Origin of the sequence: Streptomyces sp. NBC_00539 (assembly GCF_036346105.1) — a bacterium.
GTDB lineage: Bacteria > Actinomycetota > Actinomycetes > Streptomycetales > Streptomycetaceae > Streptomyces.
Genome location: NZ_CP107811.1, coordinates 5,206,252 through 5,225,823 on the forward strand (window position 1 = coordinate 5,206,252; position 19,572 = coordinate 5,225,823).

The window sequence follows — 19,572 nt, forward strand, 5'->3', positions numbered from 1 at the left end:
GTCGCTCCCCTTTGAGCAGTCGGGCATCGCGTCGGCCGGGCCGCGCGCGTTCGCGTGTCCGCACGATCCTGCCACGCCCCGCCGACATCCCGGACGGCGAGAGCTGCCGTCGGGGATTGTCACAGGGGACGCCTAGGATCGGAGGCGTGGCAGATTCAGCATCGAAGAAGACCGACCAGCCGACCGCAGCGGACCGCCCCCGCCTGATGCTCATGGACGGGCACTCCCTGGCGTACCGGGCGTTCTTCGCGCTGCCCGCGGAGAACTTCACGACCGCGACGGGCCAGCCGACCAACGCCATCTACGGCTTCGCGTCGATGCTGGCGAACACGCTGCGCGACGAGGCGCCCACGCACTTCGCGGTGGCGTTCGACGTGTCCCGCAAGACGTGGCGGGCGACGGAGTTCCCCGAGTACAAGGCGAACCGCTCCAAGACGCCCGACGAGTTCAAGGGGCAGGTGGAGCTGATCGGCGAGCTCCTGGACGCGATGAACGTGCCGCGGTTCGCGGTCGACGGCTTCGAGGCCGACGACGTGATCGCGACGCTGGCCACGCAGGCCGAGGCCGAGGGCTTCGAGGTGCTGATCGTCACGGGTGACCGGGACTCCTTCCAGCTCGTCTCCGAGCACACCACCGTGCTCTACCCGACCAAGGGCGTCTCCGAGCTGACCCGCTTCACCCCGGAGAAGGTCGAGGAGAAGTACGGGCTCACCCCGCAGCAGTACCCGGACTTCGCGGCGCTGCGCGGCGACCCGTCCGACAACCTGCCGGGTATCCCGGGCGTCGGCGAGAAGACGGCAGCCAAGTGGATCACGCAGTTCGGGTCGTTCAAGGAACTGGTGGAGCGCGCCGAGGAGGTCAAGGGCAAGGCGGGGCAGAACTTCCGCGACCACCTGGAGTCGGTGAAGCTCAACCGCGTCCTGACGGAGATGGTCAAGGACGTCGAGCTGGCCAAGGCCCCCGCCGACCTGGCCCGCGTCCCCTACGACCGCTCCGCTGTGACCGGTGTGCTGGACGTGCTGGAGATCCGCAACGCCTCGCTGCGCGAGCGGCTGCTGGCGATGGACCCGGGCGCCGCCGAGGCGCCGGCGCCCGCACCGGCGGCCGGGGTGGAGCTGGACGGGTCCGTGCTGGGCGCCGGCGAGCTCGGCCCCTGGCTGGAGCGCCACGCCGGTGAGGCGCTCGGCGTGTCGACCGTCGACAGCTGGGGCCTGGGCCAGGGCAACATCAGTGAGATCGCGCTGGCGACGGCCGGGGGGCCCGCCGCCTGGTTCGAGCCGTCGGAGCTGGACGAGGCGGACGAGCGTGCCTTCGCCGCCTGGGCCGCCGACCCGGCCAGGCCCAAGGTCGTGCACAACGCCAAGGGCCTGATGCGGGTCTTCCCGGAACACGGCTGGAGCCTCGCGGGCGTCACCATGGACACCGCGCTCGCCGCCTACCTGGTCAAGCCCGGCCGCCGCTCCTTCGCGCTGGACGCCCTGTCCAACGAGTACCTGCACCGCGAGCTCGCCCCGGCGGCCGCCGATGGCCAGCTCGCCTTCGGAGCCGACGAGACCGCCGAGGCGGAGGCGCTGATGGCGCAGGCCCGCGCCGTCCTGGACCTGGGCGAGGCCTTCACCGGCAAGCTCGACGAGGTGGGCGCCGCCCGGCTGCTCCACGACATGGAACTGCCGACCTCCGAACTGCTGGCCCGGATGGAGCGGGCCGGCGTCGCCGCCGACCGCGACCACCTCGAAGGCATGGAGCAGCAGTTCGCCGGGGCCGTGCAGCAGGCGGTGAAGGAGGCGCACGCGGCCGTCGGCCACGAGTTCAACCTCGGCTCGCCCAAGCAGCTCCAGGAAGTGTTCTTCGGCGAGCTGGACCTGCCCAAGACGAAGAAGACCAAGACCGGCTACACCACCGACGCGGACGCCCTGGCCTGGCTCGCGACGCAGACCGACCACGAACTCCCGGTGATCATGCTCCGGCACCGGGAGCAGGCCAAGCTGCGCGTCACCGTCGAGGGCCTGGTCAAGTCGATCGCCGCCGACGGCCGCGTCCACACCAGCTTCAGCCAGACCGTCGCCGCCACCGGACGACTGTCCTCCACCGACCCGAACCTGCAGAACGTGCCGGTGCGCACCGACGAGGGCCGGGCCATCCGCCGCGGCTTCGTCGTCGGCGAGGGCTACGAGTCCCTCATGACCGCCGACTACAGCCAGATCGAGCTGCGCGTCATGGCCCACCTCTCCGAGGACGAGGGCCTGATCGAGGCGTTCCTGTCGGGCGAGGACCTCCACACCACCGTCGCCTCCCAGGTGTTCGGCGTGGAACGCGACCGCGTCGACCCGGAGATGCGCCGCAAGATCAAGGCCATGTCGTACGGCCTGGCCTACGGCCTGTCCGCCTTCGGCCTCTCGCAGCAGCTGAACATCGAACCGGCCGAGGCGCGGGGCCTGATGGAGACGTTCTTCGAGCGGTTCGGCGGGGTCCGCGACTACCTCCAGCGCGTCGTGGAGGAAGCCCGCGCCACCGGCTACACCGAGACCGTACTGGGCCGCCGCCGCTACCTGCCCGACCTCAACAGCGACAACCGGCTGCGCCGTGAGGCCGCCGAGCGGATGGCGCTCAACGCCCCCATCCAGGGCACCGCCGCCGACATCGTCAAGGTCGCCATGCTCCGCGTCGACCGGGCCCTCACCGAGGCCGGGCTCACCTCGCGCATGCTGCTCCAGGTCCACGACGAAATCGTGCTGGAGATCGCTCCCGGCGAGCGCAAGAAGGTGGAGGAGCTGGTGCGCCGCGAGATGGCCGCCGCCGTCGACCTGCGCGCCCCGCTGGACGTGTCCGTGGGCGTCGGCCCGGACTGGGAGTCCGCCGCGCACTGATCGCGGCCACCGCCGCCCCGGCGCCCGTCCCCGCTACGCGGTGGGGACGGGCGTCCGCGTCTCCTCGTCACTTCCCCGGCCGGCGCCGCCCCGCCGGTTGCCTGCCCGCCGCTCGCCGCCGCGGTGACGCAGCCGCACCAGGGCCCCGTAGAGCAGCAGCGCCACCATCAGGCCGCCGCCCGCGCCGAAGCAGACGGTCGGAATGATGTCGAGGGGCGTGCGGATCCGGTCGAAGAACGTGAAGTAGCGCAGCACCCGCATCGTGACCCCCGCGCCGACGCACGCCGCCAGGAGCACAGCGGCGCACCACACCTCCGCCCGCCCCAGCGACGGCACGGACCGCGGAACGGGCGAGAGCGGCAGCCGGCGCAGGGCCGTCACCGTGAACCACAGCAGGGCGCAGGCGGCGAGCGCCGAACTGCCGTACTGGAGGTAGGAGTAGAGCGGCAGACCGAACGCGAGCGGCTCGCCCAGCGCGGGCAGGACATCGGTGCCCCACCGGTCGAGGTGCGTGAAACTGTCCCACACCACGTGCGTCAAGGAGCCGGACACCGCCGAGAGGTAGAACCAGAGCGCGAGCGCGGCCGGCCGGCGGCCCGCCCGCCAGTCCTCACCCCGCAGCAAGGCGTACGCCCTGCCCCGCCAGGCGGGTGGCAGCAGGGCGATCAGGGGCTCGCGCAGAAGCAGCCAGCAGGCCGCCATGGCGGCGGTCAGCGCGGCGTCGGCCGTCACCACCCCCGGAAGGGAGTGGGTGAACCCGCCGTACCCCATCACCCCCTCCACCACCGCGTCCAGGAAGTAGAACGTGTCGGGGGCGAACGAACCCAGTACCAGCGCGGAGGCGACCAGCGGCCCGCGGGCCCGCCCGGCCCGACGGACGGCCGGAAGTACGGCTGCCGCGTGGCTGAGAGTGAACGGCATGGTGCCCCTTCTCGTTCCCGAACGGTCCGGGACAGTATGCGGGACCTGCGCAGGAGGTGGGGGAATGGTGAAGTCCCGGCGCCTGTACGTGCCTTGTGCAGGCAGTTGACGTAGGGTCACGCGGACGTCGACGGGGAGGAGTCAGGCTCATGCGGGGACGAATACCGGCCCGGTTCGGTCGGCTGCGCAGGAGCGGCGCCGCCGCCCTAGTCTCCGCGCTGGTGGTGGCCGCGGTGACCGCCTCCCAGGGGCCCGCCTCGGGAACCGAGGACCGGGCACCGGTCGCCGCCGGCGAGGGACGCGGCCCCTCCGCGACCGCCCCGCAGGGCGGGGACTCCGCCTACTCCACCGAACTGCCGCCGCCCGTCGGGCCACAGCCGTCCGAGGACCCGACGCCCTCACCCGCGCCGACGGGTACGGCCGGGGAGTCGCACACCGAGCCGGTGGCCATGGGCGGGGCCGAGGGTGCGCGGGGGATACCGGCGAGCGTGCTCGCGGCGTACCGGCGCGCCGAGCGGAGGATCGCGGACACCGACCCCGGGTGCGGACTGCCCTGGCAACTGCTCGCGGCGATCGGCAAAGTGGAGTCCGGGCAGGCCGGAGGCGGCCGGGTGGACGCCGCGGGCACCACCTTGCGGCCGATCCTCGGCCCCGTGCTCGACGGCAACGGCTTCGCGAGCATCAGTGACACCGACGGGGGCGCGTACGACGGCGACGCCCGCTACGACCGGGCCGTCGGGCCGATGCAGTTCATCCCGTCCACCTGGGCGACCTGGGGCCAGGACGGCAACGGCGACGGCCGGCGGGACCCGAACAACGTGTACGACGCGGCGCTGGCCGCCGGGCGCTACCTGTGCGCGGGCGGCCGTGACCTGCGGGTGGGCGCCGACCTGGACCGGGCGGTGCTGTCGTACAACCAGTCCGGGGAGTACCTGAGGACGGTGCGGTCCTGGTTCACGTACTACCTCGACGGTACGCGGGAGGTCCCGGACGAAGCCGGCCCGGGCGCGGGGACCCCCACGCCCGCGCAACCCGAGCCCACGCCGACGCCCACCCCGACACCCAAGCCGACGCCGACGCCGGTACCCACCCCGACGCCCACCCCCACCCCCACCCCCACCCCCACGCCCACGCCCACGCCGACGCCGACCCCGAAGCCCACGCCGACGCCTAGCCCTACCCCCACGCCGACCCCGACCCCGACCCCGACTGCGAAGCCCACGCCGGCGCCCACCCCCACGCCGACGCCGAAGCCCTCCGCCACCGCGAAGCCGTCCGCCACCCCCACCCCGAAGACCGGCTCCACCCAGGCCCCCACCCCCCGCCCGAGCCGCTCCGGAACCCTCTAGCCGAACGGTTCTCATCTCCGCCCGGCGTTGCTACGGTGCCCCCTCTCTGACACCCCATCAGATCCGGAGGCCCCGTATGCGCGCACTCGTCGCCGCCGCCGTCGGGCTGGCCGCCGCGCTGGCCCTCGTCTTCGCCGTCACGGCGCTCGGGGTGCCCGAAGGCACGACCTCGCCCAGACCCCTGCTCACCACCGCGCCCGCCGCGCCCGGAAAGTAGAGGAGGGCCGGCCGTGCGACGCAGAGCGAGCCTCGTCCTGCTTGCCGTAGCCGTGTTCTGCGCAGCCTTCGCACCGCTGCTGCGCTGGTACGCGTACCCCCGCCTCGCCAAGATCCCGCCGAACCAGTACCAGGAGATGGTCCTGGAGGCGAAGGATGCGACCCTGCTCGACTACACCGCCGGCATGCAGCCCAAGAAGGTCGACAAGGTCACCATCGTCCAGACGCTCAAGGGCAACGTCGAGGCGTCCCGGCAGATCGAGGCGAGCGCCGGCAAGGACGTCGTCGTCTGGGACACGCTGTCCTACATCATGGGCCCCGACGGCAAGATGGTCTCCCAGATCCCCGAGCGGTACGTCTTCGACGCCCACACCCAGGACCCGGTGCACGCCACCGGCGAAATGGTCGACGGGGACCCGGTCAGGCGCGAGGGCATCGAGTTCAAGTGGCCGTTCTTCACCGAACCGCGCGACTACCTCTACTTCGACGCCCAGACGCGCAGCTCCTCACCCATCCACTACGTCGGCCCGCGCACGTTCAAGGGCATGGACGTCTACTACTTCGAGCAGACCGTCCCGTGGACGAAGGTCCCCCTGCCGAAGAAGATGCCGATCGAGGGCATCGACCCCAAGACGTTCGAAGAGAGCACCGGCACCAGCCTCTGGTACACGGTCAAGGCCATGTTCTGGGTGGACCCGGTGACCGGCGCGCCCGTCAACGCCGAGCAGCAGATCCAGCAGGAGATGCGCGGCGGGATCGCGGCCGGAGCGCCCGACGGCAGGCTGACCGTCTTCGCCGGGGACGTGAGGATACGCCCGGACTACTCCGCGTACACCGTGGACCTGGTGCGGTCGAACCGCGTCAAGGTCCTCGCCCTGCACACCTACGCCCCCCTCGGGCTGACGGTCGGCGGACTCGCCTTCCTCGGGCTCGCCCTGTGGCTGGAGGCGCGCGGCCGGCGCCGCGACGCGGACCTCACCGCCTGAGCCGGGCGTTGGTGTGCCGGGTCGGCTCGGCGGTCGCGGGGTCTTCGGGCCAGGGGTGCTTGGGGTAGCGGCCGCGCAACTCGGCGCGGACGGCGCGGTAGCCGCCCTGCCAGAAGGAGGCGAGGTCGGCCGTGACGGCGGCGGGCCGCCCGGCCGGAGACAGGAGGTGGACGAGTACGGGAACCCCCGCCACCCGCGGGGTGTCGGCCAGCCCGAACAGCTCCTGGAGCTTCACGGCGAGTACGGGCTGCCCGTGCTCCGCGGTGTAGTCGAGGCGGATCCGCGAACCGCTGGGCACCTCCAGGCGCTCCGGGGCCAGTTCGTCGAGGCGGGCCGCCTCGCCGGTCGCCCAGGGCAGCAGCCGGTTCAGGGCCTGGCCCGCGTCGATCCTGCCCAGGTCGGCGCGGCGCCGGGCGCGCGACAGCTCGGGCTCCAGCCAGTCGTCGGCCCGCTCCAGCAGTGCCGCGTCGTCCGTCACGTCGGGCCACGCGCCGCCCAGCGTGCGGTGCAGGAAGCCGAGCCGGGCCCGCAACGCCCGCGCGTCCGGGGACCAGCGCAGCAACCCGAGCCCCTCGGTGCGCAGCCCGTCGAGGAGGGCGTCGCGGACCAGCGAGGGGTCGGGGTCGCGCAGGGGCCGGGTGACCAGCTCGACCGCCCCGAGCCGCTCCACCGCCCGGGCCACCACGTCCCCGCCCTCCCAGCGCACCTCCTCCCCGGAAGTCAGCAGATGTGCGGCGGCGGCCAGGGCGGTGTCCTCGTCCAGGGCCGCGGCGAGGCGGACCCGCGCGGAGGCGGAGTGCGGGCCCCGGTCTGCGACGGCCACGGCCAGCCAGGGCGCGGTGCGCAGCGGCGAGCCGTCCCCGACCTCGGCCGCCGTGCCGCCGGCCATGAGGAAACCTCCGGCCCCCTTGGCCTTCGCCACCCGCTCGGGAAACGCCAGCGCCGCGACGAGCCCGGCGGCGGCCTGGTCGGCGGGCTCTCCTGCCCCCGTCCCAGCCCTTCCCGAAACCGGGGCCGCACCCCGGGCCCCTTCGGGGGCTCCGTCCCCGGACCCCCGCGCCTCCGGCGCCCGCGCAGGCCCCGCGGGCTCGCCCAGAGCGCGCTCCAGACGCTTGGCCTCCGCCCGCCAGCGGGGCGCGTAGCCGTCGCAGCCACGGCGGGCGGCCCGCCAGGCGGCCGCCAGATCGTCCCCGTACTCCCGTGGCGGCTCCTCGCTGAGCAGGGCCACCAGCTGCGCGGCCCGCCGCGCGCCCAGCGCCGACGCGCCGTCCAGCAGTGCGCGCGCCAGCCGGGGGTGCAGCCCCAGCCGGGCCATCCGCAGCCCGCGCGGGGTCGGCCGCCCGGCCTCGTCCACCGCGCCGACCGCCCGCAGTACCTCCCGCGCGGCGGCCATCGCCCCGGCGGGCGGCGCGTCCAGGAGGGCGAGTCCCGACGCATCGGGCTCACCCCAGCAGGCGGCCTGGAGCGCGAACGCCGCCAGGTCCGCGAGCCGGATCTCCGGGGAGGGGTACGCCGTCAGCCGCGCGTCCTCGGCCTCCGACCAGCAGCGGTACACCGTCCCCGGTGCCTCACGCCCGGCCCGCCCGGCCCGCTGGCGGCCCGCCGCGCGGGACGCCCGTACGGTCGCCAGGGCGCCCAGACCCCGGGCGTGGTCCACCCGGGGCTCGCGGGCCAGCCCCGAGTCCACGACCACCCGCACCCCCGGCACCGTCAGGCTGGACTCCGCGACCGCCGTCGCCAGGATCACCCGGCGGTGCGGGGCCGGCGTCAGCGCCGCCTCCTGGACGGACGCCGGTGCCCGGCCGTGGAGCTGGAGCACCTGCGCGTCCACGCCGTCCAGCTGCCCGGCGACCCGGGCCATCTCGCCGACGCCGGGCAGGAAGCAGAGCACGTCGCCGGAACGTTCCGTCAGCGCCCGTCGCACCACCGAGGCCACGTGCGTCAGCTGCGCCGGATCCACCCGCATCCCGTGCGGCGGCCGCACCGGCCGGGCCGGGGGCGCCCACACGGCTTCCACCGGGTACGAGGCGCCCCGGGCCTCCACCACCGGCGCGTCCCCCAGCAGGCGGGCCCAGCCGGCCGCGTCCGTCGTCGCCGACGCGGCGACCAGGCGCAGCTCCGGGCGCAGGGTCGCGCGTACGTCCAGGAGGAACGCGGCGGCCGTGTCGGCGTCCAGGTGCCGCTCGTGACACTCATCCAGGACGACCACGTCCACGCCGGCCAGCTCCTGGTCCCGCTGGAGCCGCTGGAGCAGGACGCCGGTGGTCACCACCTCCACCGCCGTGCGGGGGCCGGCCACCCGTTCCCCGCGCACCGTGAAGCCGACCGACTCCCCGACGGCCTCGCCCAGCAGCCACGCCATCCGCCGCGCCGCCGCCCGGGCGGCGATCCGCCGGGGCTCGGCCACCACGACCCGGCGCCGCTCGCCGGCCCCCAGCAGCCCCGCCAGCACCAGCGGCACCAGCGTGGTCTTGCCGGTCCCGGGCGGGGCGCACAGTACGGCGGCGCCGCGCGCCTCCAGCGCCGAGACGAGCGCGGGCACGGCCTCCCGTACGGGAAGGGCGTCGAGGTCGGCGGTGCGGATCAAGGGCTCAGTCCCTCTCGCACACGAAGATCGCGGTGCCGGGGATCAGGTTCCCGCGCAGGGGGGACCAGCCGCCCCACTCCTGGCTGTTCCAGGCGGGCCACTCCGGCTCCACCAGGTCCACCAGGCGGAAACCGCCCGCGACCACGTCCCGGACCCGGTCGCCGATCGTGCGGTGGTGCTCCACGTAGACCGCGCGGCCCTGTTCGTCCTGCTCGACGTACGGCGTCCGGTCGAAGTAGGAGGCCGCCACGGACAGACCTTCGGGGCCGGGCTCGTCGGGGAACGCCCAGCGGATGGGGTGGGTGACGGAGAACACCCAGCGCCCGCCGGGGCGCAGCACGCGGTGGACCTCGCGCATGACGTTCACGGGGTCGGCGACGAAGGGGACGGCGCCGTAGGCGGAGCAGGCCAGGTCGAAGGAGGCGTCACGGAAGGGCAGCCGGCCGGCGTCGGCCTCCACGAGCCCGACCCCCGGCACGTCGCCGCCGCCGATGCGCAGCGCGTGCTGGAGCTGGCGGTGCGAGAGGTCGAGGGCCACGGGGCGGGCGCCCCGGGCGGCCAGCCAGCGCGAGCACTGGGCGGCGCCGGCGCCGATCTCCAGGACGTCCTTGCCGGCGAGGGAGGCGGCCGGGCCCAGGAGGGCCGCCTCGGCCTCGTCCAGCCCTTCGGGCCCCCAGACGAAGCGGTCGTCGCCGAGGAACGCGCCGTGCTCGCTCTGGTACTCGTCGGCGTTGCGGTCCCACCAGCCCCGGCTCGCCCGGCTGCTCTCGGCTTCGCCGGCCTCACGCCGGGTGGCCTCGGCGTCGTCACCGTCGTCCGCGCCGTCGGGGTCACCGCCCGGCTCGGTGATTTCGAACGCGTCTTCGGGGAGGTAGTCCTCTTGGTTCATGGGGCCCGTCGTCGTAGTCTGCGAGAAGTCGGGAGGCGGAGCCCATAGGGCCTTCCCCGCCCACGATTTGTGCCGGTAATGCGGCGATCCGCCCGGGGTGTGCGCCTTCGCGCATTGACCCTGTCCGGCTGCCCCCGTATGCTACAAGTTGCGCTGCGAGCCTGTGCTCCTCAGACCTAGCAGGCTGCGCTTGCTTCTGTTGATGTCCCCTCGGTTTTCGAGGCCCTACCGCTTCTGTGGATTCGGGGCTTCCTTGGCTGTCCGGCTTCGGCAGTTGCCGATAAGGGCTCCCGGCGTAGCAGTACCTACGACTTTCTGTCCGTAACCGGAGCCCTTTCCCACATGACGAGCAGCACCGAGACCACCGCCACCACCCCTCCGCAGGTAGCGGTCAACGACATCGGCGACGCGGACGCGTTCCTCGCGGCGATCGACGAGACGATCAAGTACTTCAACGACGGCGACATCGTCGACGGCGTCATCGTCAAGGTGGACCGGGACGAGGTTCTCCTCGACATCGGTTACAAGACGGAAGGCGTGATCCCGAGCCGTGAGCTCTCGATCAAGCACGACGTCGACCCGAACGAGGTCGTCAAGGTCGGCGACGAGATCGAGGCCCTGGTTCTCCAGAAGGAGGACAAGGAAGGCCGTCTGATCCTGTCCAAGAAGCGCGCTCAGTACGAGCGTGCCTGGGGCACGATCGAGAAGATCAAGGAAGAAGACGGCATCGTCACCGGTACCGTCATCGAGGTCGTCAAGGGTGGTCTCATCCTCGACATCGGCCTCCGTGGCTTCCTGCCGGCCTCTCTCGTCGAGATGCGTCGCGTCCGCGACCTCCAGCCCTACGTGGGCAAGGAGCTCGAGGCGAAGATCATCGAGCTGGACAAGAACCGCAACAACGTGGTCCTGTCCCGCCGTGCCTGGCTCGAGCAGACCCAGTCCGAGGTTCGCCAGACGTTCCTCACCACCCTGCAGAAGGGTCAGGTCCGCTCCGGCGTCGTTTCCTCGATCGTCAACTTCGGTGCCTTCGTGGACCTGGGTGGCGTCGACGGTCTCGTCCACGTCTCCGAGCTGTCCTGGAAGCACATCGACCACCCCTCCGAGGTTGTCGAGGTCGGCCAGGAAGTCACCGTCGAGGTCCTCGACGTCGACATGGACCGCGAGCGCGTCTCCCTGTCGCTGAAGGCGACGCAGGAAGACCCGTGGCAGCAGTTCGCCCGGACCCACCAGATCGGCCAGGTCGTCCCGGGTAAGGTCACCAAGCTGGTTCCGTTCGGTGCGTTCGTCCGCGTGGACGAGGGCATCGAGGGTCTGGTCCACATCTCCGAGCTGGCCGAGCGCCACGTGGAGATCCCGGAGCAGGTCGTCCAGGTCAACGACGAGATCTTCGTCAAGGTCATCGACATCGACCTCGAGCGTCGCCGGATCTCGCTGTCCCTCAAGCAGGCCAACGAGTCCTTCGGTGCCGACCCGGCGTCGGTCGAGTTCGACCCGACCCTGTACGGCATGGCCGCGTCCTACGACGACCAGGGCAACTACATCTACCCCGAGGGCTTCGACCCCGAGACCAACGACTGGCTCGAGGGCTACGAGACCCAGCGCGAGACGTGGGAGCGCCAGTACGCCGAGGCGCAGGTCCGCTTCGAGCAGCACCAGGCGCAGGTCATCAAGAGCCGCGAGGCCGACGAGGCCGCTGCTGCCGAGGGCGCTGCCGCCCCGGCCGCCGGTGGCAACGCCGGTGCGGGCAACATCTCGGGTGGCTCCTACTCCTCCGAGGGCTCGGACGAGACCTCCGGCGCCCTGGCGTCGGACGAGGCCCTCGCCGCGCTCCGCGAGAAGCTGGCCGGCGGCCAGAGCTGATCGCAGCAGCGCGTCACGCTCCGCGCCCCGGCGCACGAGAGTGAGCTGAGCTGAACGGTAAGGCCCGTCCCCTCCGGGGGGCGGGCCTTACCGCGTTCAGGGGCGGGTCCGGGTGGTCCCGCCGCGGGCAGCGGCCGGTGCGGGTGGGCCCACCGCGCTCCGCCTGCCGGGCCGATTACCGTGAAAGCCCTCAACTGGGGAATGGTGGCGCCACCTTGGGCGTTCTTGATGAGAACGCGGCGAGGAGGAGTGGTGGCGGTGCTTGATCCACAGGGTTTGTACGAATGGGACGCCAAGGGTCTGGCGGTGGCCGACCTGGCGCTCGCCCAGGATTCGGCCGGGCTGGTCATGCTCTATCACCTCGAGGGGTACATCGACGCGGGCGAGGCCGGTGAGCAGATCGTCGAGCGGCTCCTGGACACCCTGCCCCACCAGGTCGTCGCCCGTTTCGACGCCGACCGGCTCGTGGACTACCGGGCCCGGCGCCCGCTGCTGACGTTCCAGCGCGACCACTGGACGGACTTCGAAGAGCCCAGGCTGGAGGTGCGCCTCGTACAGGACGCCACCGGCGCGCCGTTCCTGCTGCTGTCCGGCCCCGAGCCGGACGTGGAGTGGGAGCGCTTCGCCGTCGCCGTCCGGCAGATCGTCGAGCGCCTGGGCGTGCGGCTCTCGGTCAACTTCCACGGCATCCCGATGGGCGTCCCGCACACCCGGCCCGTCGGCATCACCCCGCACGGCAACCGGACCGACCTGATGCCCGGGCACCGCAGCCCGTTCGACGAGGCCCAGGTGCCGGGCAGCGCGGAGTCGCTGGTCGAGTTCAGGCTGGGCCAGGCCGGGCACGACGTGCTCGGCGTCGCGGCGCACGTGCCGCACTACGTGGCCCGCTCCCCGTACCCGGACGCGGCGCTGACGGTCCTGGAGGCGATCACCGCGGCGACGGGTCTCGTCCTGCCGGCCGTGGCGCACGCCCTGCGCACCGAGGCGCACCGCACGCAGACGGAGATCGACCGGCAGATCCGGGAGGGCGACGAGGAACTGGTCGCCCTGGTGCAGGGGCTGGAGCACCAGTACGACGCGGCGGCCGGGGCCGAAAGCCGCGGGAACATGATCGCGGAGCCCGCCGAGATCCCCTCGGCGGAGGAACTGGGGCGCGAGTTCGAGCGGTTCCTCGCGGAACGCGAGGGCGAGGGCTGAGCCGCCGGCGCCCGCGGTCTAGGCTGCCGGGCATGCTGAAAGTGGGCCTGACGGGCGGAATCGGAGCCGGCAAGAGCGAAGTGTCGCGGCTGCTGGCGGGGTACGGGGCGGTCATCGTGGACGCCGATCGCATCGCGCGGGAGGTCGTGGAGCCCGGGACGCCCGGGCTCGCGGCCGTCGTCGCGGCGTTCGGGGAGTCGGTGCTGGGCGAGGGCGGGGCGCTGGACCGGCCCAAGCTGGGGTCGATCGTCTTCTCCGACCCGGAGAAACTGCGGATACTGAACGCGATCGTGCATCCCCTGGTCGGGGCCCGGTCCGCCGAGCTGGAGAGCGCGGCGGGCGCCGACGCGATCGTGGTGCACGACGTACCGCTGCTCGCGGAGAACGGCCTGGCGCCGCTGTACGACCTGGTCGTGGTGGTGGACGCGGCGCCGGAGACCCAGCTGGCGCGGCTGACCGGGCTGCGGGGGATGGCCGAGGGAGAGGCGCGGGCCCGGATGGCGGCGCAGGCCACGCGGGAGCAGCGGCTGGCAGTGGCGACCCTGGTGATCGACAACGACGGACCGCTGGAGGCACTGGAGCCGCAGGTCCGCAAGGTCTGGGAGACCCTGACCGAACGGGCGGCCGCGACCGGCGCCTGAGGCGGGCGGGGCGGCACGGGCAAGGGGCGTGAAGGCGCCCGGAGAGGGAAGGAAAAACAACGTGTCCGACACCACGCCTCCGTCGCAGCCGCCGTCGTCGGGACCGCCCGGCTCCTCGGGGCCGCCCGGCTCCTCGGGTGCTCCGGGTGCGGGCCCCGACTCCTCCGGCGCCACCAGCCCTGAGACGCACGTCATCGACTTCCGGGCCGCCGAGCAGCTCCTGGCCGCCCGTGACCCGCGGGGCGCCGTCAAGCTGCTGGACTCCGTGATAGCCGCCCACCCCGAGAACACGGCGGCCCGGTTGCTCCGGGCCCGGGCCTTCTTCGCCGCCGCGCAACTGCGCCCGGCGGCGCTGGAGTTCGAGCTGGTGCTGGAGCGCGAACCGGACAACGCCTACGCCCACTTCGCGCTCGCCCGGACCCATGAGCGGTCCGGGCGGCGCGCGCAGGCCCGCAAGCACTTCCGGCTGGCCGCCGCGCTCGACCCGCAGCCCGAGTACCTGGCCGCCGCGCGCTTCGAGGACTGAGACCGGCACGACGGTCGCCACTGGGGCGCCGCCGGCCGCAGCGGACACGGGAGGGGTCGGACGGGGCCCCGCCGGCCTCAGCGGAAGTGCGGCGGTTCGTACGGGGGCACGTCCCGGCCGGGCTGGTAGTGCGGGCCCTGACGGATGTGGTGGACGACCACGAGCGAGTCCACCGCCGCGAGCACCGCGACCACCGCGCAGGCGGCGGCCCACCCCGGACGCTCACCCAGCGAGAAGAGGGCCGCCCCGCCGGCGGCCCAGATCAGGCCCCACAGACTGAGCCACAACCGCAGCCGCAGCGGACTGCGGGCGGTCACCGGCTCGTTTCCGGTACGCATGACCATCGCCTCGGATCACCGTAGTCCTCAGCTCCATGGTCCCACCGCCGGGCCCGACCGGAGCCGGAGCGGGAGGCGCCGCGGCTACGGGTTCAGCTTGTCCACGGCCGTCGTGGTCGTTTTCCCGAAGGCGGCCACGGGCGCGTCGGGGAGCGTGCCCATCTGCCCCCACTTCACGACGGTGACCGTCGCGCCGTCCCGGCCGATGCCGAAGAGGTGCACGCCGGGTTCGGAGTCCGGGACCGCGGTGTGGACCCCGTAGACGTGAGCGCCCTCCTCGACGGGCAGCTTGCCGAAGTCCTGCCAGGAGGCGGTGCCGCCGGGCGTCGTACGCAGCCAGTCGGCGGCGCAGGCGGCGACCTTGCGCTCCAGGGACGCGGCCAAGGTGGCTGCCGCGGCGCCGGAGGCGGTACGGACGGAGAGCTGCGTGGCGCCGGTGTCGTAGTCGGTGCCGAAGGCGCGGTGCCAGCTGCCCGCGGCCGGGAGCGCCCCCTCCAGGCAGAACGGTGCGCTCTCGGGCAGGCCCTTGGTCACCTTTCCGGCGTGCCACGGCGAGGAGGGGTGCGCAGGGAGGTCGGTGCCGTCGAGGAAGCCGGGCGCGGTGGCGGCCGAGGCGGTGGCCGGGCCGGCGAGCAGGAGGGCGGCGGCCGCGGTGGCGGCGCACGCGAGGACGGTGGTGAAGCGTCGGAGCATGTCGGTTGGTCCCCGTTTCCGGTCGGTGGGTGGTCGCGGTGTACCTACCCCGGTGGGGACCTCGGGGCGCGGATCGGGACGGACCCGGGACACGGGAAGGTGAAGGGGCCGGTCCGCGACCCGGCCGGACCGGTAAAGACGCAGGTCGGGGGCGTTGTCAGCGGGCACACCTAGACTCGGCGGCAGAGGAACATCCGACCGCCGACCATCCGACCGCCGATCATCCGAGCGACCACCGGTCATCCGACCGCCGACCATCCGACCGCGTGAAGGGAGGGCCACCGTGGGCACCGCGACGTCCCGGCCGTACGCACCGCAGCCGGCGCCGGCACATCCGCACGCGCGGACACCGTCGTCGGGACCGCCGGACGCGCTGCTGCGTCATGCCGCCGTGTTCCTTCCCGCGGCCGTCCCGCGCCAGGGGCGGGTGGCCTTCTGGTGCCCGGAAGGGGATGCGCTGCCCGAAACCGGGACGGCGGCGCCGCTCGACGTGGTCCGGCCGCACGGTGAAGGCGTCCGTACCCGTACCGTTCCCTCCGTCAGCCTGCCGGTCAGTGCCGCGCTGCCGCTGCTGCTCCGGGCGGCCCGCAGCCCGGCCGCCCACCCCGCCACCCGTGCCTGGGGCACCGCCGCCGCGCAGGCGCTCACCCTGGTCGCCCGGGGTCGGCTGCTCCCGGGGCTCACCCCCGACGGCATCGACGCCTGGCGGGTCGGACCGCTCGATGCCGATGACGTGGCCCACCTGCGCGCGATCGCCGCCGCCCTGCCCCACGAGGGGTACGCCACCCCGCTCGCCGGTCGCCGCCCGCTCCAGCTGCCCGAACCCGAGGCCCTGGTCCGGGCCTTCCTCGACGCCGCCGCCGACGGCCTGCCCCGCACCCCGGCCGCGCCGGTGGCAGCCGGGCGGCCGTACGCGGCGCGGGAACCGCAGCAGGTCCCCGGGATACGGGAATGGGCCGCCCAGGTCGCGGCCGGAGCGGATACCGGGGTCGGGATCTCCCTGCGGCTGGACCTGTCCTCCTTCCGCCTCTTCGACGAGGCCGAGCCGCAGGACACCCGCCGCGCCGGCGCCGCCGTGGTCCAGGTGCACAGCCTCGCCGATCCGACGCTGGTCACGGATGCCGAACAGCTCTGGGCGGGGGCGGCCGCCGCCGGGTTCGGGCCGCGCGCCCGCATCGATGCCGTGCTCGCGCTGCGTCGGGCCGCGCGGGTGTGGCCGCCGCTGTTGCGCCTGCTGGACCAGCCCGTCCCCGACGTGCTGTCCCTCTCCGATCCGGAGCTGGGGGACCTGCTGGGTGTCGCCGCGACCCGGCTGGCGGAGGCCGGGGTCACCGTCCACTGGCCGCGCGAGTTGGCTCGTACGCTGTCCGCGACCGCCGTCGTACGGTCGGCGGCGCCCGGGTCCGCGATCGAGGGCACCGCGTTCTTCGACGCGGAGAACCTCTTCGCCTTCTCCTGGGAGCTGGCGCTCGGCAGCGACCGGCTCACCCCGAAGGAGATGGACGCGCTGGCGCAGGCCCACCGGCCCGTGGTGCGGCTGCGCGACCAGTGGGTGCGGGTGGACCCGGGCCTGGTGCGCAAGGCCCGCAAGCGGCAGTTGGGGCTGCTGGACCCGGTGGACGCGCTGGCCACCGTACTGACCGGGACGGCCGAGGTGGACGGCGAGCCGGTCGAAGCGGTCCCGGTGGGGGCGCTGGCCGCGCTACGGGACCGGCTGACCGGCGATCCGGCGCCCCTGCCGCAACCCGCCGGGCTGAAGGCGACCTTGCGCGACTACCAGGCCCGGGGCCTGGCGTGGCTGGACCTGATGACCTCCCTCGGCCTCGGCGCCTGTCTCGCCGACGACATGGGCCTGGGCAAGACCGTCACGCTGATCGCGCTGCACCTGCACCGGGACCGGCCCGAGCCGACGCTGGTCGTGTGCCCGGCGTCGCTGCTGGGGAACTGGCAGCGGGAGATCGAGAAGTTCGCCCCGGGGACAGCGGTGCGCCGTTTCCACGGCGGCGGCCGCAGTCTGGAGGGCCTGGACGGCGGGTTCGTCCTGACCACGTACGGGACGATGCGCGCCAGCGCAGCCAAGCTGGCGCAGCACAGCTGGGGCATGGTCGTCGCGGACGAGGCACAGCACGTCAAGAACCCGCACTCGGCGACGGCGAAGGCGCTGCGCACCATCCCGGCCCCGGCCAGGGTGGCGCTGACCGGCACCCCGGTGGAGAACAACCTCTCCGAGCTGTGGGCGCTGCTCGACTGGACCACGCCGGGCCTGCTGGGCCCGCTGACCACGTTCCGGGCCCGCCACGCGCGTCCGGTGGAGCACCAGAGCGAGGAGGACGGCGGCAACGAGGAGGCCGTCGCCCGACTGGCGGCCCTGGTCCGCCCGTTCCTGCTGCGCCGCAAGAAGTCCGACCCGGGCATCGCCCCGGAGCTGCCGCCGAAGACCGAGACCGACCACCCGGTGTCCCTCACCCGCGAGCAGGCCTCGCTGTACCAGGCCGCGGTGGATGAGGCGATGGCGGTGATCGCGTCGAGCGAGGGGATCCGACGACGCGGCATGATCATGAAGCTGCTGATGTCGCTCAAGCAGATCTGCAACCACCCTGCGCAGTATTTGAACGAGCCCAGCCTGAGCGGGCACAGCCTGAACGAGCCCAGCCTGAGCGGGCACAGCCTGAACGAGCCCAGCCTGAGCGGGCACAGCGTGAGCGGGCGCAGCGCGGCGCACCGCTCCGGGAAGCTGGCGCTGCTCGACGAGCTGCTCGACACGATCCTGTCCGAGGGCGGCTCGGTGCTGGTGTTCACCCAGTACGTGACGATGGCCCGCATCATCGAGCAGCACCTCGCCGCCCGCGGGATCTCCCACCAACTGCTGCACGGGGGGACGCCCGTCGCCACCCGGGAGCAGTTGGTCGACCGGTTCCAGGCGGGGGAAGTGCCCGTGTTCCTGCTCTCCTTGAAGGCGGCGGGCACCGGACTGAACCTGACCCGGGCCGGGCACGTCATCCACTTCGACCGCTGGTGGAACCCGGCCGTCGAGGAGCAGGCCACCGACCGGGCCTACCGGATCGGGCAGACCCAGCCCGTGCAGGTGCACCGGATCATCGCCGAGGGCACCGTCGAGGACCGGATCGCCGAGATGCTGGAGGCGAAGCGGGCGCTGGCCGAAGCCGTCCTCGGTTCGGGCGAGTCGGCGCTGACGGAGCTGACCGACCGCGAGCTGGCCGACCTCGTCTCGCTGCGGAGGCCGACGTGATCACCGCACGGGACGACCGCCGCCGTACCTTCGAGACCGTACCGCCCGGCGTCGAGGCCGAGACCTGGTGGGGGCGTGCGTGGGTGGCCGCGCTGGAGGAGCGCTCGCACGACGCGGCCCGGCTGGGGCGCGGGCGGGTGTACGCGGCCGAAGGCCATGTGGACGCGGTGACGATCACCCCGGGCCGGATCGTGGCGTACGTCCGGGGCAGCCGGGCGCGCCCGTACCGCACCGAGCTGGCGCTGCCGGCTTTCGAGGACTCCGAGTGGCGTGAGGTGCTGGAGGGCGTGGCGGCCGATCCGGCGGCGCTGGCCGGGCTGCTGGAGGGCGAGGTCCCGCAGTCCCTGGCGGACACGGTCCTGCCGGGCGCGGGCGAGCTGGTCCCGCGCTGCTCCTGCCCGGACGTGGGCCGACCGCCCTGCAAGCACGCCGCGGCCCTCTGCTACCGGGCGGCCCGGCTCCTGGACGAGGACCCGTTCGTGCTGCTGCTCCTGCGCGGGCGCGGTGAGCGGGAACTGCTCGCGGAGCTGGCCCGGCGCAATGCCGCACATGCCGCGCGCGAACGGCCCGATGCCGCGCCCGCCTTCCCCGGCGTCCCGGCACGCGGGGCGCTGGCCCGGACCGGCCTGCCGCCGCTGCCGGCCCCGCAGCGGGCGCCGGGCGCCGTGGGCCTGCCGCCCGCGTACCCGTCGGACCCCGCAGCACCGGATCCGCTGGCGCTGGACCAGCTCGCCTCGGACGCCGCCGCGCGGGCGCTGGCCCTGCTCCGGACCGGTGAGGATCCCCTCGCCGGGCTCACCGTGTGGCAGGACGCCGTCCGGCTGGCCTCCGCGCACGCGACGGCCGGGCTCACCGGTGCGGCCCGCGCCCTCTACCGCGACCTGGCCCGGGCGACCGGCCGCACCACCACCGACCTCGCGCGGGGTGCGGCGGCCTGGCGCCAGGGGGGCCTGGCCGCCCTGGTCGTCCTCGAAGAGGCCTGGGACCCGCCGGCCGGTCCCTTCGACCGGGCCCGGCCCGCCCTCGCCGCCGCCGGCTGCGGCTCGTTCCGGCCCGACCGCAACCGCCTCAGCACCCGTAGCCGGCAGCTCCGGCTGGGACGCCAGGGCCTGTGGTACGCGTACGAGTCCAGGTCGGACGAGGAGGACTGGTGGCCGACCGGCACTCCCTCCACGGATCCGGTCGCCGCATTGCGCGGATGAGCTCCCGTCATCGAGGCCGAGGTCAGCCCGGCTGCGATCATTCAATGCGT

15 protein-coding genes are annotated in these 19,572 nt (G+C 73.8%); 10 read left to right on the forward strand and 5 right to left on the reverse strand.

Annotated elements, in window-relative coordinates; translation table 11 throughout:
* The first annotated feature begins 146 nt into the window (after window positions 1–146).
* Window positions 147–2,867 (forward strand): DNA polymerase I, encoded by a 2,721-nt coding sequence (polA, locus tag OG861_RS23360; protein ID WP_329194377.1) that lies wholly within the window; start codon window positions 147–149, stop codon window positions 2,865–2,867.
* 33 nt (window positions 2,868–2,900) lie between these two features.
* Here polA and OG861_RS23365 read toward each other — a convergent pair whose 3' ends face one another.
* Window positions 2,901–3,788 carry a DUF4184 family protein gene (locus OG861_RS23365; protein WP_329194375.1) on the reverse strand — a complete coding sequence of 296 codons (888 nt, stop codon included), beginning with the start codon at window positions 3,786–3,788 and terminating at the stop codon, window positions 2,901–2,903.
* A 149-nt stretch (window positions 3,789–3,937) separates the two neighbouring features.
* Between OG861_RS23365 and OG861_RS23370 the strand changes: the two genes are divergently transcribed.
* From OG861_RS23370 to OG861_RS23380, 3 genes are all read left to right on the forward strand, one after another.
* Complete coding sequence (locus OG861_RS23370; protein WP_330261853.1) at window positions 3,938–5,137, forward strand: lytic transglycosylase domain-containing protein; 1,200 nt, start codon at window positions 3,938–3,940, stop codon at window positions 5,135–5,137.
* Window positions 5,138–5,213: 76 nt separating this feature from the next.
* On the forward strand, window positions 5,214–5,354 hold the full coding sequence (locus OG861_RS23375; RefSeq protein WP_329194372.1) for an SPW_0924 family protein: 141 nt from the start codon (window positions 5,214–5,216) through the stop codon (window positions 5,352–5,354).
* A 13-nt stretch (window positions 5,355–5,367) separates the two neighbouring features.
* Complete coding sequence (locus tag OG861_RS23380) at window positions 5,368–6,339, forward strand: DUF3068 domain-containing protein (protein WP_329194370.1); 972 nt, start codon at window positions 5,368–5,370, stop codon at window positions 6,337–6,339.
* Here the strand turns inward: OG861_RS23380 and hrpB are convergent.
* Together hrpB and OG861_RS23390 are read right to left on the reverse strand one after the other, a co-directional pair.
* A complete protein-coding gene (hrpB, locus tag OG861_RS23385) occupies window positions 6,329–8,926 on the reverse strand; it encodes an ATP-dependent helicase HrpB (protein ID WP_329194368.1) in 2,598 nt (865 codons plus the stop codon). The two genes, OG861_RS23380 and hrpB, sit on opposite strands and share 11 nt — an antisense overlap.
* Window positions 8,927–8,930: 4 nt before the next feature.
* Window positions 8,931–9,815 carry a class I SAM-dependent methyltransferase gene (locus tag OG861_RS23390; RefSeq protein ID WP_329194366.1) on the reverse strand — a complete coding sequence of 295 codons (885 nt, stop codon included), beginning with the start codon at window positions 9,813–9,815 and terminating at the stop codon, window positions 8,931–8,933.
* A gap of 342 nt (window positions 9,816–10,157) precedes the next feature.
* Here OG861_RS23390 and rpsA point away from each other — a divergent pair, with 342 nt between their 5' ends.
* The 4 genes from rpsA (at window position 10,158) to OG861_RS23410 (ending at window position 14,039) form a co-directional block, all read left to right on the forward strand.
* Entirely contained in the window at window positions 10,158–11,675 is a 1,518-nt protein-coding gene (gene rpsA / locus OG861_RS23395) for a 30S ribosomal protein S1 (protein ID WP_329194365.1), read from the forward strand.
* 258 nt (window positions 11,676–11,933) lie between these two features.
* Complete coding sequence (locus OG861_RS23400; RefSeq protein WP_329194363.1) at window positions 11,934–12,872, forward strand: PAC2 family protein; 939 nt, start codon at window positions 11,934–11,936, stop codon at window positions 12,870–12,872.
* Window positions 12,873–12,904: 32 nt separating this feature from the next.
* Window positions 12,905–13,513, forward strand: coding sequence for a dephospho-CoA kinase (coaE, locus tag OG861_RS23405; protein ID WP_329194361.1), 609 nt, complete (start codon window positions 12,905–12,907; stop codon window positions 13,511–13,513).
* 193 nt (window positions 13,514–13,706) lie between these two features.
* Window positions 13,707–14,039 (forward strand): tetratricopeptide repeat protein, encoded by a 333-nt coding sequence (locus tag OG861_RS23410; protein ID WP_329202110.1) that lies wholly within the window; start codon window positions 13,707–13,709, stop codon window positions 14,037–14,039.
* 77 nt (window positions 14,040–14,116) lie between these two features.
* Here the strand turns inward: OG861_RS23410 and OG861_RS23415 are convergent, their stop codons facing one another.
* A complete protein-coding gene (locus tag OG861_RS23415; protein ID WP_329194359.1) occupies window positions 14,117–14,377 on the reverse strand; it encodes a DUF6343 family protein in 261 nt (86 codons plus the stop codon).
* 84 nt (window positions 14,378–14,461) lie between these two features.
* Window positions 14,462–15,070, reverse strand: a complete 609-nt coding sequence (locus OG861_RS23420; protein ID WP_329194357.1) for a hypothetical protein — start codon at window positions 15,068–15,070, stop codon at window positions 14,462–14,464.
* A 373-nt stretch (window positions 15,071–15,443) separates the two neighbouring features.
* Here OG861_RS23420 and OG861_RS23425 point away from each other — a divergent pair, with 373 nt between their 5' ends.
* Together OG861_RS23425 and OG861_RS23430 are read left to right on the forward strand one after the other, a co-directional pair.
* Window positions 15,444–18,320 (forward strand): DEAD/DEAH box helicase, encoded by a 2,877-nt coding sequence (locus OG861_RS23425; RefSeq protein WP_329202108.1) that lies wholly within the window; start codon window positions 15,444–15,446, stop codon window positions 18,318–18,320.
* Window positions 18,317–19,522 carry an SWIM zinc finger family protein gene (locus tag OG861_RS23430; RefSeq protein ID WP_329194355.1) on the forward strand — a complete coding sequence of 402 codons (1,206 nt, stop codon included), beginning with the start codon at window positions 18,317–18,319 and terminating at the stop codon, window positions 19,520–19,522. The genes OG861_RS23425 and OG861_RS23430 overlap by 4 nt, the downstream gene beginning before the upstream one ends.
* The last annotated feature ends 50 nt before the right edge of the window (window positions 19,523–19,572 follow it).

What these genes read in the sequence shown, in the direction of transcription:
- coaE (WP_329194361.1), top strand. Translation starts at nt 12,905, where the DNA reads ATGCTGAAAGTGGGCCTGACGGGCGGAATCGGAGCCGGCAAGAGCGAA.
- OG861_RS23390 (WP_329194366.1), bottom strand. Translation starts at nt 9,815, where the DNA reads ATGAACCAAGAGGACTACCTCCCCGAAGACGCGTTCGAAATCACCGAG.
- OG861_RS23420 (WP_329194357.1), bottom strand. Translation starts at nt 15,070, where the DNA reads ATGCTCCGACGCTTCACCACCGTCCTCGCGTGCGCCGCCACCGCGGCC.
- rpsA (WP_329194365.1), top strand. Translation starts at nt 10,158, where the DNA reads ATGACGAGCAGCACCGAGACCACCGCCACCACCCCTCCGCAGGTAGCG.
- OG861_RS23415 (WP_329194359.1), bottom strand. Translation starts at nt 14,377, where the DNA reads ATGCGTACCGGAAACGAGCCGGTGACCGCCCGCAGTCCGCTGCGGCTG.
- OG861_RS23370 (WP_330261853.1), top strand. Translation starts at nt 3,938, where the DNA reads ATGCGGGGACGAATACCGGCCCGGTTCGGTCGGCTGCGCAGGAGCGGC.
- OG861_RS23375 (WP_329194372.1), top strand. Translation starts at nt 5,214, where the DNA reads ATGCGCGCACTCGTCGCCGCCGCCGTCGGGCTGGCCGCCGCGCTGGCC.
- OG861_RS23365 (WP_329194375.1), bottom strand. Translation starts at nt 3,788, where the DNA reads ATGCCGTTCACTCTCAGCCACGCGGCAGCCGTACTTCCGGCCGTCCGT.